Origin of the sequence: Pseudomonas sp. PDM19 (assembly GCF_014852215.1) — a bacterium.
GTDB lineage: Bacteria > Pseudomonadota > Gammaproteobacteria > Pseudomonadales > Pseudomonadaceae > Pseudomonas.
Genome location: NZ_JACVBG010000004.1, coordinates 805,662 through 819,718 on the forward strand (window position 1 = coordinate 805,662; position 14,057 = coordinate 819,718).

A 14,057-nucleotide genomic window follows, 5' to 3' on the forward strand; every position below is an offset into this window, starting at 1 on the left:
TCGAAAGACCTTAGCTGCTTTGGACGGATCTCCGCGCGCAGGCGCGGAGTCGGGTCTTGCCTTAGTGAACCAGCATGCCAGTGAAGATGTAGGCCTGGGCCAGGGTGATCAGACCCACAATGGCGGCGAACATCAGGCTGTGCTTGAGGGTGAAGCGGAACAGATCGGATTCCTTGCCGACCATGCCGGTGGCGGCGCAGGCCACGGCGATGGATTGCGGCGAGATCATCTTGCCGGTCACGCCGCCGCTGGTGTTGGCGGCCACCAGCAGGGTGTCATTGACCCCGATCTGGTGTGCGGTGGTGGACTGCAGCGAGCTGAACAGGGCGTTGGAGGAGGTATCCGAACCGGTCAGGAACACGCCCAGCCAGCCGAGGAACGGCGAGAAGAACGGGAACGCCGCACCGGTGCCGGCCAGGACCAGCGCCAGGGTGGTGGACATGCCCGAGTAGTTGGTGACGAAGGCGAAGGCCAGGACCATGCCGATGGAGAGGATCGGCCACTTCAGCTCGACCAGGGTCTCCTTGAAGGTGGTCAGACCAGTTTTCGCGCTGATGCGCAGGACGAACATCGAGATCACGGCGGAGAGGAAGATCGCGGTGCCGGTGGCCGAGACCGGGTCCAGTTTGAACACGGCGGCGATCGGCGTCGGGTTGGCGACGATGGGCGCGGTCTTCACCACCAGCTGGTCGAGGTGCGGGATGGCGAAGTTGAACACCAGGTTGTACAGCGCGCCGCCCGGAGCGAAGAGCGCCTTGAACGGCTTCAGGGTCCAGATGGTGACCAGGACGGTCAGCACCAGGAAGGGCGACCAGGCCTTGAGGATTTCGCCGAAGCTGTAGGGGGTGGGCTCGGCGCTGCGCGGGCCGTTGCCGCCCATGACGGCGGCGCCGCCGGCGGTGGCGACCACTTCGCGCTCGCTGGCGGGTTGCCAGACTTTCAGGAACAGGGTCAGGGAAATCAGGCTGACCAGGGCGGAGGTGATGTCCGGCAGTTCCGGGCCGATGAAGTTGGAGGTGAAGTACTGGGTGATGGCGAAGCTGCCGCCAGCGACCAGGGCGGCCGGCCAGGTTTCCTTCACGCCCTTGAGGCCGTCCATCATGAACACCAGCCAGAACGGCACGAGGATCGACAGGAACGGCAGCTGGCGGCCGGTCATTGCGCCGATCTTGAACGCGTCGATGCCGGTGACCTGGCCCGCCACGATGATCGGGATGCCCAGGGCGCCGAAGGCGACCGGCGCGGTGTTGGCGATCAGGCACAGGCCCGCGGCATACAGCGGATTGAAGCCCAGGCCGACCAGCAGGGCGGCGGTGATGGCCACCGGCGCGCCGAAGCCCGCCGCACCTTCGAGGAAGGCGCCGAAGGAGAAGCCGATCAGAAGCACCTGCAGGCGCTGGTCGCCGGTGATCGACAGCACCGAGCTGCGGATCACCTCGAACTGGCCGCTCTTGACCGTGAGTTTGTAGAGGAACACCGCCGCGACGATGATCCAGGCGATTGGCCACAGGCCGTAGGCGAAGCCATAACCGGCGGCGGCGATGGCCATGTCGGCGGGCATGCCGAAGGCGGCGATGGCGATGATGATCGAGAGGGCGAGGGTAATGCTGCCGGCGACGTGGCCCTTGAGGCGGAACACGGCGAGGGCGAGGAAGAAGAACACGATCGGAATGACGGCGACCAGCGCGGACAGGCCGAGGCTGCCGAGCGGGGTGTAGATCTGCTGCCAGGTTTGCATCTGGTTGGCTCCCTAATTGTTTTTGGGTGGAGGGCCTGGTTGCCGGTCGGGCGATTCCGATGCGCTTGTGGCGCGTTGGGCAGACGGTCGACTGATCGCGGCTTGTTGTTTTTCGTGCATGTGTTGTCGTGCAATCCGACTTTCGGTAAATTGGTATGACCAATTTACAAAGCCGAGCGCTCAGGGTAAAAGCCCTGCTGGCGGCGTGTCAATTTGCTGCCCTGCGACTTTTGTCGCGCGTGGTCGGAAAGTTGCGCTGGCCTTGTTGCCGGCGGCGGCACTGGTTAGGCTGCCGCGCGCCGCGCAGGTCGCGGCCCAGAGTGAGAGAGCGAAGGAGTTCACCCGCATGAGTTTTGGTCAGGTCAAGCAGCGCCGTCTGTCGGACGATATCGTCGAGCGGCTGGAGGCGATGATCCTCGAGGGCACTCTCAAGGCTGGCGAGCGACTGCCTGCCGAGCGCGTGCTGGCCGAACAGTTCGGCGTCTCGCGGCCGTCACTGCGCGAGGCGATCCAGAAGCTCGGCGCCAAGGGTCTGCTGGTCAGTCGTCAGGGCGGTGGCAACTACGTCAGCGAGGGGTTGGGCTCGATGTTCAGCGATCCGCTACTGCACCTGCTGGAGAGCAACCCGGAGGCCCAGCGCGACCTGCTGGAATTTCGCCATACCCTGGAAGGCTCCTGCGCCTTCTACGCGGCGCAACGCGCGACCGAGGTGGATCACCAGCGCCTGAAACAGGCGTTCGATGCGCTGCAGGATTGCTATCAGCGGGTGGGGAAGGTCAGTCGTGCGGAAGAGGGCGCGGCGGATGCGGCCTTCCACCTGGCCATCGCCGAGGCCAGCCACAATGCCGTGTTGCTGCACACCATTCGCGGCCTGTTCGACCTGCTCAAGCGCAACGTGGTGACCAACATTGGCGGGATGTACGCGCAGCGTGACGAGACCCGCGAGCAGCTGATGCGTCAGCACCGCGAGTTGTACGAGGCGATTATCGGCGGGCACGCGGAAGCGGCGCGGGAGATTTCCCAGCGGCATATCGACTACGTGCAGGAAGTGCTGGCCGAGGTGCAGGCGAAGGAATTGCGCCTGCAACGGGCACAGCGACGCCAGGGCGCGGTGGACGCCTGACCGGCAACGCGCCCTCGCAGGAGGGCGCGAACGGGCTCAGTCGTCCTTGCCGTGACGAATGGCGCGCTGGATTTCCCGGTCGGAGTCGCGCTCCTTCTCGGTGCCGCGCTTGTCGTACTCTTTCTTGCCCTTGGCCAGTGCGATCTCGCACTTGATCAAGTGCTTCTTCCAGTACATCGACAGCGCGACGCAGGCGTAGCCTTTCTGCTGCACGGCACCGAACAGCTTGCCCAGCTCGCGCTTGTGCAGCAGCAGCTTGCGCGTGCGCACCGGGTCGGCGATGACGTGGGTGCTGGCAGTGGTCAGCGGCGTGATGTGGCTGCCCAGCAGCCAGGCTTCGCCATCCTTGAGCAGCACGTAGCTGTCCACCAGCTGCGCCTTGCCGGCGCGCAGGCTTTTCACTTCCCAGCCGGCCAGGGCGACGCCTGCCTCGAAGCGCTGCTCGATGAAGTAGTCGTGCAGAGCCTTCTTGTTCTGCGCGATGGTCCCCGAAGGGTGTTTCTTCTGTTTAGCCATAGGCCGCGCATTATAGGGAGTCGCTCGCCGCGCCGCTATCGGGACAACGTGCGACGGCATGCAAGCTTGAGGGTGTGTGGCTAATCTCGGACAATGCGCGCTGTTTTTTTGAGCAGCGGGCGTATGAAACGCCCCACAACCAAGCGAGACGTCTATGAGCACGCATATCCAGCGTTCGGCGCTGCTGCCCTATCCGGCGAAGGCGCTGTACGACCTGGTCAACGATGTGGCGCGCTACCCGGAGTTCCTGCCCTGGTGTTCCGCCTCCACCGTGCTGGAGGCCAGCGATACGGCCATGCGCGCTGAGCTGACCGTGGCCAAGGGCAGCATCACCCAGCGCTTCACCACGCGTAATGCGCTGGTGCCGGGGCAGAGCATCGAGATGAATCTCGAGGAAGGCCCGTTTTCCCAGCTGCACGGCGTGTGGACCTTCAAGGCGCTGGGCGACAAGGCCTGCAAGATTTCCCTCGACCTGACCTTCGACTACGCCGGCGCCCTGGTGAAAGCCACCCTCGGCCCGCTGTTCACCCAGGCGGCGAACACCATGGTCGACGCCTTCTGCCAGCGCGCCAAGCAGCTGCATGGCTGAATCCGCGAGCATCGCCATCGAGGTCGTCTACGCGTTGCCGGAGAAGCAGGCGCTGCTGCGCCTGAGTGTTCCGCGCGGCACGCGGATGCGCGAAGCGGTGTTGTTGTCGGGCATCGCTGCGCAATTTCCTGGCCTGGATGTACAGGATTGCCCGCTGGGTATCTTCGGCAAGGCGGTGGCCCGGCCCGAGGAGCGTGTGCTGGAGGAGGGCGAGCGAGTGGAAATCTACCGCCCGCTGATCGTCGATCCCAAGGAAGTACGCAAGCAGCGGGCTGCGCGGGCCAAGGCAGCGCGCGGCTGAATCTTCTGCGCTGCTGATTCTTGTGTGCTGAAATCGCAGGCAACAAAAAGCCCGGCATTGGCCGGGCTTTTTCGTTGGCGCGAATCCTTTACTGCGGATTCTTGTCCAGCGGTTCCGGAGTCGGGACCGGCACGGTTTCCACCTGGTCGACTTCCTTCTGGATCTGCTCTTCCACGGAGCCGGGCTTGGCCGGTTCTTCCTTGGGCTGTTCGGGCTGCTGCTGGGTCGGCTGCGACGGCGAAGTTGCCGGGGTGCCTTCCTTGCCGAGGATCGACTCGTCGCGGCTGACGCCGGGCATGAAGTCGCCATTCAGACCGACCAGCTGGTCGTTCTCGCCGAAGTACAGGCTCATGCGCTCCTGCTGGCGCTGACCGCCGCCGGGCTGGATGCTGTAGAGGTAGTCCCAGCGATTGGGGTGGAAGGTGTCCACGATCAGGGGGTTGCCCATGATAAACCGCACTTGGCGCCGGGTCATTCCGGGCTTCAACTGGTCTATCATATCCTGCGTTACAACGTTGCCCTGCTGGATGTCGATCTTGTAGACCCCCGGGAACGAGCAACCGGCGAGTGCGGCGAGTCCCAGCCCGAAAGCGAGACTGGTCAGCATGAGCTTGGCGTTTTGCATCAAGGGGTGACTTCCACTATCTTGGCTGAGCGACGAAATCCCGATCATACCTGTATTGAGAGATGCTGCGAAGCATTCCGCGCCGAGAAAGCACACATGGTTGAAAATAGCGAACTGCGCAAAGCCGGACTTAAGGTCACACTGCCGCGCGTCAAGATCCTCCAGATGCTCGATTCCGCCGAGCAGCGCCACATGAGCGCAGAGGATGTTTACAAAGCGCTGATGGAGGCGGGTGAAGACGTCGGTCTGGCCACCGTCTACCGCGTCCTGACCCAGTTCGAAGCCGCCGGCCTGGTGGTGCGCCACAACTTCGATGGCGGCCATGCCGTCTTCGAACTGGCCGACAGCGGTCACCATGACCACATGGTCTGCGTCGATACCGGCGAAGTCATCGAGTTCATGGACTCGGAAATCGAGAAACGCCAGAAGGAGATCGTCAAGGAGCGCGGCTTCGAGCTCGTCGATCACAACCTGGTGCTCTACGTACGCAAGAAGAAGTAAGCGTACGTGGATGCAGAAACGGCGACCCTCGGGTCGCCGTTTTCGTTTGTGCGGCTTTCAAGGGGGCATGCGTCAGCCTTGTACGGCCGAATCCACCATCTTGCGGGCGTGGGCCAGGGATTCCTTGGTCAGATCGACACCACCGAGCATGCGGGCGATTTCCTCGATGCGCTCGGCCTTCTTCAGGTTGGCCACGGCGGTGCGGGTTTCGCTGGTGTCGCGGTCCTTGTGCACGAACAGGTGCTGGTGACCCTGGGCAGCAACCTGCGGCAGGTGGGTGACGGTCAGCACCTGGCCGCGATCGCCGAGGCGGCGCAGCAACTGGCCGACCACTTCGGCGGTGGGGCCGCCGATGCCGACGTCCACTTCGTCGAAGACCAGCGTGGGAATGCGCGAGGTCTGCGCGGTGATCACCTGGATCGCCAGGCTGATGCGTGACAATTCGCCGCCCGAAGCGACCTTGGCCAAGCCCTTCATCGGCTGGCCGGGGTTGGCGCTGACCAGGAACTCCAACTGCTCCAGGCCGCTGGCCTGCGGCTCATCCGAGCTGGACTGGCGCAGTTCGATGGCGAAGCGCCCGCCAGGCATGCCCAGGCGCTGCATCTCCACTTCCACGGCCTTGGCCAGCTTCGGTGCGGCATCCTGGCGGATGCGGCTGAGTTCGTCGGCTTTGTCCTGATAGTGGCGGGCGTAGGCGGCCAGTTCGTCGCCCAGGCGCTCCACGGCTTCGTCGTCGGCGTTCAGCGCTTCCAGTTCGTCCAGCAGGCGCTGCTGCAGGTCCTGCAGCTCGTGGGGCTGCACGCGGTGTTTGCGCGCGAGGCTATAGATGGCGTCCATGCGTTCTTCGAGTTGCTGCAGGCGCATCGGGTCGGCGTCGAAGTGGTCGACGAAGCGGTTCAGCTCGCCGATGGCTTCTTCCACCTGGATCTGCGCGCTGGACAGCAGGTTCACCGCTTCGCCCAGTGCGGTCGGCTGGCTCGGGAAAGCGGTGAGGCGGTTGAGGCTGGAGGTCAGCGCCGACAGCACGTTGCCGGCATCGCTTTCGCTGCACAACTCGACGACCTGGCGGCAGGCGGCGATCAGGCTGCCGGCGTTGCTCTGGGTCTTGTGTTCGGCTTCCAGCGACTCCAGTTCGTTGTCACCCAGGCCGAGGTTTTCCAGCTCTTCCAGCTGGTAGCTGAGCAACTGGTGGCGGGCGCGTTGCTCGTCGCCATTACGCGACAGGCGGTCCAGCTCCTGGCGGGTCTGCTTCCAGCGCTGGGCGGCGAGGTGCACCTGGCGCGCCAGGTCCTGGCTGCCGGCGAATTCGTCGAGCAGGCGGCGGTGGGTGTCGGCCTTTAGCAGTGACTGGTGCTCGTGCTGGCTGTGGATGTCGATCAGCAGCTCGCCCAGGTGCTTGAGGTCGCCCAGCGGGCAGGGCGTGCCATTGATGTAGGCGCGGGAGCGGCCTTCGGCGGTGATCACCCGGCGCAGGATGCACGGGCCGTCCTGCTCCAGATCGCGCTCGGCGAGCCAGTCACGGGCTTCGGCAATCGCGCTGACATCGAAGCTGGCGAGAATGTCGGCCTTGTCCGAGCCTGGGCGGACTACGCCGCTGTCGGCGCGGTCGCCCAGGGCCAGGCCGAGGGCGTCGAGCATGATCGACTTGCCGGCGCCGGTTTCGCCGGTGATCACGGTCATGCCGGCGGCGAGCTCGAGATCGAGGTGCTCGACGATGGCGTAGTTGTGCACGGACAGATGAACCAGCATGGCGGCGGCTCCGCAGAAAGGTCTGGTTATTTATACAGTATTTTCAGGCGCTGGCAATTTTCTCTCGTCACCCGGAGGAGCTCCTGAAGTGGGTGCCCTTGAACTCGGGGATTTCCGCCCCATATACACGGCAGAGCCGCGGACCATAGGGTTCGCCTTGTTTTCAAAGGCTTATTTTCTTTTTTAGGAGAGTGGCATGTCTGACGAACAACAGACTCAGGATTCCCAGTTCAACGAGCAGCCGGACACCGGCGCTACCGGGGATCTGAACGCCCGCGTGCTGGAACTGGAAGAACAGGTAGCCGCGGCGAAGGACCAGAGCCTGCGCGCCGTCGCCGAACTGCAGAACGTCCGCCGCCGTGCCGAGCAGGACGTGGAGAAGGCGCACAAGTTCGCCCTGGAGAAATTCGCCGGCGACCTGCTGCCGATCGTCGATACCCTCGAGCGCGCGCTGGAGATGTCGAACCCGGAAGACGAAGTGATCAAGCCGATGCGTGAAGGCATCGAACTGACGCTGAAGATGTTCCACGACACGCTGAAGCGCTACAACCTCGAGCCGGTCGACCCGCACGGCGAGCCGTTCAACCCCGAACACCACCAGGCCATGGCCATGGAAGAGAGCATTCGTCTCGAGCCGGGCAGCGTGGTCAAGGTGTTCCAGAAGGGCTACCTGCTCAACGGTCGCCTGCTGCGTCCGGCCATGGTCGTGGTCAGCAAGGCACCGGAACAAACTCCGCCTTCGATCGACGAGAAGGCTTGAAATCCACCACCCGGTCCCCATCTGGGTAATCAACCGAGCCAAAGACCCGCAACAGGGTCAGCGCGGAATCTAATTTCTGGAGAGTGAAATATGGGCAAAATCATTGGTATCGACCTGGGGACCACCAACTCCTGTGTGTCCATCCTGGAGAACGGTAACGTCAAGGTCATCGAGAACGCCGAAGGCGCTCGTACCACCCCGTCGATCATCGGCTACGCCAACGACGGCGAAATCCTGGTAGGTCAGCCGGCGAAGCGCCAGGCCGTGACCAACCCGACCAACACCCTGTACGCCGTAAAGCGCCTGATCGGCCGTCGCTTCGAAGAAGACGTCGTGCAGAAAGACATCAAGATGGTGCCTTACAAGATCGTCAAGGCTGACAACGGCGATGCGTGGGTCGAGGCCAAGGGCCAGAAGATGGCTCCGCCGCAGGTCTCCGCCGAAGTCCTGAAGAAGATGAAGAAGACCGCCGAGGACTACCTGGGCGAGCCGGTCACCGAAGCGGTCATCACCGTTCCGGCCTACTTCAACGACAGCCAGCGTCAGGCCACCAAGGACGCCGGTCGCATCGCCGGTCTGGACGTCAAGCGCATCATCAACGAGCCGACCGCAGCTGCGCTGGCCTATGGCCTGGACAAGGCCAAGGGCGACCACACCATCATCGTCTACGACCTGGGCGGCGGCACCTTCGACGTTTCCGTGATCGAAATCGCCGAAGTCGATGGCGAGCACCAGTTCGAAGTGCTGGCCACCAACGGTGACACCTTCCTGGGTGGTGAAGACTTCGACCTGCGCCTGATCGACTACCTCGTCGAAGAATTCAAGAAAGAATCCGGCATGGACCTCAAGGGCGACCCGCTGGCCATGCAGCGCCTGAAGGAAGCTGCCGAGAAGGCCAAGATCGAGCTGTCCTCGACCCAGCAGACCGACGTCAACCTGCCGTACGTCACCGCTGACGCTTCCGGCCCGAAACACCTGAACGTCAAGGTTTCCCGCGCCAAGCTGGAGTCCCTGGTGGAGGACCTGGTCACCCGTACCATCGAGCCGTGCCGCGTTGCGCTGAAGGACGCAGGCCTGGACGTGTCGAAGATCGACGAAGTGATCCTGGTCGGCGGCCAGACCCGCATGCCGCTGGTGCAGAAGACCGTTGCCGAGTTCTTCGGCAAGGAAGCGCGCAAGGACGTCAACCCGGACGAAGCCGTTGCCATGGGTGCTGCGATCCAGGGCGCCGTTCTGGCCGGTGACGTGAAGGACGTGCTGCTGCTCGACGTCACCCCGCTGACCCTGGGTATCGAAACCCTCGGTGGCGTGATGACCGCACTGATCGACAAGAACACCACCATCCCGACCAAGAAGTCGCAGGTGTTCTCCACTGCCGATGACAACCAGGGCGCTGTGACCATCCATGTGCTGCAAGGCGAGCGCAAGCAAGCCGGCCAGAACAAGTCGCTGGGCAAATTCGACCTGGCCGACATCCCGCCGGCTCCGCGCGGTGTGCCGCAGATCGAAGTGACCTTCGACATTGACGCCAACGGCATCCTGCACGTTGGTGCGAAAGACAAGGCCACCGGCAAGCAGCAGTCCATCGTGATCAAGGCTTCTTCGGGTCTGTCCGAAGACGAGATCCAGCAGATGGTCCGCGACGCCGAGGCGAATGCCGAGGAAGACCGCAAGTTCGAGGAACTGGCCGCTGCCCGCAACCAGGGTGATGCGCTGGTCCACGCGACTCGCAAGATGGTCACCGAGGCTGGCGACAAGGCCACTGCCGAAGAGAAGGCTGCCATCGACAAGGCGCTGGGCGAGCTGGAAGTTGCCGTGAAGGGCGACGACAAGGCCGAGATCGAAGCGAAGATGAATGCGCTGTCCCAGGCATCCACTCCGCTGGCGCAGAAGATGTACGCCGAACAGCCGCAGCCGGGTGCTGCCGCTCAGGGCGAAACCGCTGACGACAAGGCTGGCGACGATGTCGTCGACGCCGAGTTCGAAGAGGTCAAGGAGAACAAGTAAGCCGCGTGCTTACTTCCGCCCCGGCGCACCGACCAGCGTGTCGGTGCGCATGAAACGTCACGCGGGGGCTTGCTCCCGCGTTGGCGTGTCTGGGGGAAAGGTTTTCAAGGTGCAAAGAATTTATGGCCAAACGTGATTTTTACGAGGTACTGGGTGTCGAGCGCGGCGCCAGCGAAGCGGACCTGAAGAAGGCCTATCGCCGGCTCGCCATGAAGTTCCACCCGGACCGCAATCCCGGCGACAAGGAAGCCGAGGACAAATTCAAGGAGGCCAACGAGGCTTACGAGGTCCTGTCCGACGCCAGCAAGCGCGCGGCTTACGATCAGTACGGCCATGCCGGCGTCGACCCGCAGATGGGTGGCGGCGGTGCGGGCTTCGGTGGCGCGAGCTTCTCGGACATCTTCGGTGATGTCTTCAGCGACTTCTTCGGTGGCAGCGGCGGCCGTGGCGGCTCCCGTGGCGGCCCGGCGCGTGGCGCCGACCTGCGCTACACCCTCGACCTGGACCTGGAAGACGCGGTTCGCGGTACCACCGTGACCATCCGCGTTCCCACCCTGGTCGGTTGCAAGACCTGCAGCGGCAGCGGCGCCAAGCCCGGCACCACGCCGGTCACCTGTACCACCTGCGGCGGTATCGGTCAGGTGCGCATGCAGCAGGGCTTCTTCTCGGTGCAGCAGACCTGTCCGCGTTGCCATGGCAGCGGCAAGATGATCACCGACCCCTGTGGCTCGTGCCACGGTCAGGGGCGTGTGGAAGAGCACAAGACCCTGTCGGTGAAAGTGCCGGCGGGCGTCGATACCGGTGACCGCATCCGCCTGACTGGCGAAGGCGAAGCCGGCGCCCATGGTGGCCCGGCGGGCGACCTGTATGTGGTGGTGAACGTGCGCGAGCACGACATCTTCCAGCGCGACGGCAAGCACCTGTACTGCGAAGTGCCGATCAGCTTCGCCGACGCGGCCCTGGGTGGCGAGCTGGAAGTGCCGACCCTGGATGGCCGTGTGAAGCTGAAGATCCCCGAGGGCACCCAGACCGGCAAGCTGTTCCGCCTGCGCGGCAAGGGCGTTGCCCCGGTGCGCGGTGGTGGTGCTGGCGACCTGATGTGCCGCGTCGTGGTCGAGACTCCGGTCAATCTGGACAAGCGCCAGCGCGAGCTGCTCGAAGAGTTCCGCAATACCCTGCAGGGCAACTCTTCCCACTCGCCGAAGGCCAGTGGCTGGTTCGAAGGCATGAAGCGCTTCTTCGACGATCTATAACCTCAGCGGCAGGCCGCAGGCTGCAGGCTCCATGAGCTTCCCGCCTGTCGCCTGCGGCCTACAGCCTGGAGCTGTTTTTATGCGACGTATAGCCGTAATGGGCGCCGCCGGGCGCATGGGCAAGACCCTGATCGAAGCGGTCCAGCAGACCAATGGCAGTGCCGGCCTGACTGCGGCGGTCGACCGTCCGGACAGCACCCTGGTGGGCGCCGATGCGGGTGAGCTGGCCGGCCTGGGCCGCATCGGTGTGCCGCTGTCGGGCGACCTGGCCAAGGTGGTCGACGAGTTCGACGTGCTGATCGACTTCACCCATCCGACCGTGACCCTGAAGAACCTGGAAGTCTGCCGCAAGGCCGGCAAGGCCATGGTCATCGGCACCACCGGTTTCTCAGCGGCGGAGAAGGAGCTGCTGAGCGAGGCGGCGAAGGACATCCCGATCGTCTTTGCGGCCAACTACAGCGTCGGCGTGAACCTCTGCCTGAAGCTGCTCGACACGGCCGCCCGTGTTCTGGGTGATGACGTGGATATCGAGATCCTCGAAGCGCACCACCGCCACAAGGTCGACGCGCCGTCCGGTACCGCGCTGCGCATGGGCGAAGTAGTTGCCAATGCGCTGGGTCGTGATCTGGAGAAAGTGGCCGTGTATGGTCGCGAAGGCCAGACCGGTGCGCGTCCGCGCGAGACCATCGGCTTCGCCACCGTGCGTGCCGGCGACGTGGTGGGCGATCACACCGTGCTGTTCGCTGCCGACGGCGAGCGCGTGGAAATCACCCACAAGGCTTCGAGCCGCATGACCTTCGCTCGTGGTGCCGTGCGTGCTGCGCAGTGGCTGGATGGGCAGGCCAACGGCCTGTACGACATGCAGGATGTTCTCGGCCTGCGCTGAGTGGCATGGCCGTACGTCGTGCAAAAGGTGGACCATGATGTCGCATTTCTGTAAACTACAGCTTTAGTGTGTCCACTAAAAGTAGCGCAGCATGATCACATAAAAAGCGGGATGACTTCTTCTGATGTCATCCCGCTTTTTTACAATCTGCGCACGCCCAGCCAGGCTTGAACTACGGGAGGTCTTCTTGACTAAGCCAGCCATACTTGCACTTGCCGACGGCAGCGTTTTTCGCGGTGAAGCCATCGGCGCCGACGGCCAGACCGTCGGAGAGGTGGTGTTCAACACCGCCATGACCGGCTACCAGGAAATCCTCACCGATCCTTCCTACGCCCAACAGATCGTCACCCTGACCTACCCGCACATCGGCAACACCGGCACTACGCCTGAAGACGCCGAGTCGAACAAGGTCTGGGCCGCCGGCCTGATCATTCGTGACCTGCCGCTGCTCTCCAGCAGCTGGCGCGACAAGCAGTCCCTGCCGGACTACCTGAAAGAGAACGGCACCGTTGCCATCGCCGGCATCGATACCCGCCGTCTGACCCGTATCCTGCGCGAGAAAGGTTCGCAGAACGGCTGCATCCTGGCTGGCGACGACGCCACCGAGGAAAAAGCCCTCGAACTGGCGCGCGGCTTCCCGGGCCTGAAAGGCATGGACCTGGCCAAGGTCGTGTCCTCCACCGAGCGCTACGAGTGGCGCTCCAGCGTGTGGAACCTGGAAACCGACAGTCATCCGGAAATCGCCGCTGCCGACCTGTCTTACCACGTGGTGGCCTACGATTTCGGCGTCAAGCTGAACATCCTGCGCATGCTGGTTGCCCGTGGCTGCCGCCTGACCGTGGTACCGGCACAGACTCCGGCCAGCGAAGTGCTCGCCCTGAACCCGGACGGCATCTTCCTCTCCAACGGCCCTGGCGACCCCGAGCCGTGCGACTACGCCATCCAGGCCATCCGCGAGTTCCTTGATACCGAGATCCCGGTCTTCGGCATCTGCCTCGGCCACCAGCTGCTGGCCCTGGCCTCCGGCGCCAAGACCCTGAAGATGGGCCACGGCCACCACGGTGCCAACCACCCGGTGCAGGATCTGGACTCGGGCGTGGTCATGATCACCAGCCAGAACCACGGTTTCGCGGTCGATGAAGGCAGCATGCCGGCCAACCTGCGCGCCACCCACAAGTCGCTGTTCGACGGTACCCTGCAGGGCATCGAGCGCACCGACAAGGTGGCCTTCAGCTTCCAGGGTCACCCGGAAGCCAGCCCAGGCCCGCACGACGTGGCTCCGCTGTTCGACCGCTTCATCGCGGCGATGGCCGAGCGCCGCTGAGTACGAGCTCGAAGAGGTAGAAGAAGATGATGCCGACCCTGGGAATCACCGATCTCTGGACCTACGTCCTGGGTACGTTGTTCATTGTCCTGCTGCCGGGGCCGAACTCGCTGTTCGTCCTCGCCACCGCCGCCCAGCGCGGCGTGGCGTCGGGCTACCGGGCGGCGAGTGCGGTGTTCCTCGGTGATGCGATCCTGATGTTCCTGTCGGCGCTGGGTATTGCCTCGGTCCTCAAGGCTGAGCCGATGCTGTTCCTGGGCCTGAAGTACGTCGGCGCCGCGTACCTGTTCTATCTGGGGATCGGCATGCTCCGCGGTGGTTGGCAGAAGCTGCGCCACCCGCTGGAGGCAGCCGCCGCGCCGGCGAAGGAAGTGGACGTCAACCAGCCGTTCCGCAAGGCGCTGCTGCTGAGCCTGTCCAACCCCAAGGCGATCCTCTTCTTCATTTCCTTCTTCATCCAGTTCGTCGACCCGGGTTACGCCTACCCCGGCCTGTCGTTCCTGGTGCTGGGTACGATCCTCGAGATCATCAGCGCCCTGTACCTGAGTTTCCTGATTTTCTCCGGTGTGCGTCTGGCGGCCTGGTTCCGTCGGCGGCAACGGCTGGCTGCCGGCGCCTCGAGTGGCGTCGGCGCCCTGTTCGTCGGCTTTGGCGTGAAGCTGGCCAGCGCAACCCTTTCCTGAAT

At 63.9% G+C, this 14,057-nt stretch carries 14 protein-coding genes; 10 read left to right on the forward strand and 4 right to left on the reverse strand.

The genetic code is table 11. The features are described from left to right. Positions 1–61 precede the first annotated feature (61 nt). Positions 62–1,738, reverse strand: a complete 1,677-nt coding sequence (locus IB273_RS25980) for a lactate permease LctP family transporter (RefSeq protein WP_192225368.1) — start codon at positions 1,736–1,738, stop codon at positions 62–64. Between the two features lie 346 nt (positions 1,739–2,084). Between IB273_RS25980 and IB273_RS25985 the strand changes: the two genes are divergently transcribed. After that, on the forward strand, positions 2,085–2,861 hold the full coding sequence (locus IB273_RS25985; protein ID WP_151188372.1) for an FCD domain-containing protein: 777 nt from the start codon (positions 2,085–2,087) through the stop codon (positions 2,859–2,861). A gap of 36 nt (positions 2,862–2,897) precedes the next feature. Here IB273_RS25985 and smpB read toward each other — a convergent pair whose 3' ends face one another. Beyond that, positions 2,898–3,377, reverse strand: a complete 480-nt coding sequence (smpB, locus tag IB273_RS25990) for an SsrA-binding protein SmpB (protein WP_017518965.1) — start codon at positions 3,375–3,377, stop codon at positions 2,898–2,900. A gap of 154 nt (positions 3,378–3,531) precedes the next feature. Here smpB and IB273_RS25995 point away from each other — a divergent pair, with 154 nt between their 5' ends. Together IB273_RS25995 and IB273_RS26000 are read left to right on the forward strand one after the other, a co-directional pair. After that, positions 3,532–3,966, forward strand: coding sequence for a type II toxin-antitoxin system RatA family toxin (locus IB273_RS25995; protein ID WP_081520685.1), 435 nt, complete (start codon positions 3,532–3,534; stop codon positions 3,964–3,966). Then, positions 3,959–4,267: an RnfH family protein gene (locus tag IB273_RS26000; RefSeq protein ID WP_081520686.1), complete on the forward strand. Its 309-nt coding sequence runs from the start codon at positions 3,959–3,961 to the stop codon at positions 4,265–4,267. The genes IB273_RS25995 and IB273_RS26000 overlap by 8 nt, the downstream gene beginning before the upstream one ends. Positions 4,268–4,355: 88 nt before the next feature. Here the strand turns inward: IB273_RS26000 and IB273_RS26005 are convergent, their stop codons facing one another. Beyond that, positions 4,356–4,892, reverse strand: coding sequence for an outer membrane protein assembly factor BamE (locus IB273_RS26005; RefSeq protein ID WP_081520687.1), 537 nt, complete (start codon positions 4,890–4,892; stop codon positions 4,356–4,358). 96 nt (positions 4,893–4,988) lie between these two features. Here IB273_RS26005 and fur point away from each other — a divergent pair, with 96 nt between their 5' ends. Beyond that, positions 4,989–5,393: a ferric iron uptake transcriptional regulator gene (gene fur / locus IB273_RS26010; RefSeq protein WP_009613072.1), complete on the forward strand. Its 405-nt coding sequence runs from the start codon at positions 4,989–4,991 to the stop codon at positions 5,391–5,393. A 72-nt stretch (positions 5,394–5,465) separates the two neighbouring features. On the opposite strand, the gene recN is transcribed toward fur, so the two are convergent. Then, entirely contained in the window at positions 5,466–7,142 is a 1,677-nt protein-coding gene (recN, locus tag IB273_RS26015; RefSeq protein ID WP_192225369.1) for a DNA repair protein RecN, read from the reverse strand. A gap of 196 nt (positions 7,143–7,338) precedes the next feature. On the opposite strand from recN, the gene grpE reads away from it, so the two are divergent. The 6 genes from grpE (at position 7,339) to leuE (ending at position 14,055) form a co-directional block, all read left to right on the forward strand. Continuing rightward, positions 7,339–7,902, forward strand: a complete 564-nt coding sequence (grpE, locus tag IB273_RS26020) for a nucleotide exchange factor GrpE (protein WP_081520689.1) — start codon at positions 7,339–7,341, stop codon at positions 7,900–7,902. A gap of 90 nt (positions 7,903–7,992) precedes the next feature. Next, on the forward strand, positions 7,993–9,909 hold the full coding sequence (gene dnaK / locus IB273_RS26025; RefSeq protein WP_081520690.1) for a molecular chaperone DnaK: 1,917 nt from the start codon (positions 7,993–7,995) through the stop codon (positions 9,907–9,909). Positions 9,910–10,031: 122 nt separating this feature from the next. Next, entirely contained in the window at positions 10,032–11,162 is a 1,131-nt protein-coding gene (gene dnaJ / locus IB273_RS26030) for a molecular chaperone DnaJ (RefSeq protein WP_081520691.1), read from the forward strand. A 79-nt stretch (positions 11,163–11,241) separates the two neighbouring features. Further along, on the forward strand, positions 11,242–12,048 hold the full coding sequence (dapB, locus tag IB273_RS26035; RefSeq protein ID WP_081520692.1) for a 4-hydroxy-tetrahydrodipicolinate reductase: 807 nt from the start codon (positions 11,242–11,244) through the stop codon (positions 12,046–12,048). Positions 12,049–12,235: 187 nt separating this feature from the next. Next, positions 12,236–13,372 carry a glutamine-hydrolyzing carbamoyl-phosphate synthase small subunit gene (gene carA, locus IB273_RS26040; RefSeq protein ID WP_192225370.1) on the forward strand — a complete coding sequence of 379 codons (1,137 nt, stop codon included), beginning with the start codon at positions 12,236–12,238 and terminating at the stop codon, positions 13,370–13,372. 29 nt (positions 13,373–13,401) lie between these two features. Then, complete coding sequence (gene leuE / locus IB273_RS26045) at positions 13,402–14,055, forward strand: leucine efflux protein LeuE (RefSeq protein WP_026079047.1); 654 nt, start codon at positions 13,402–13,404, stop codon at positions 14,053–14,055. The last annotated feature ends 2 nt before the right edge of the window (positions 14,056–14,057 follow it).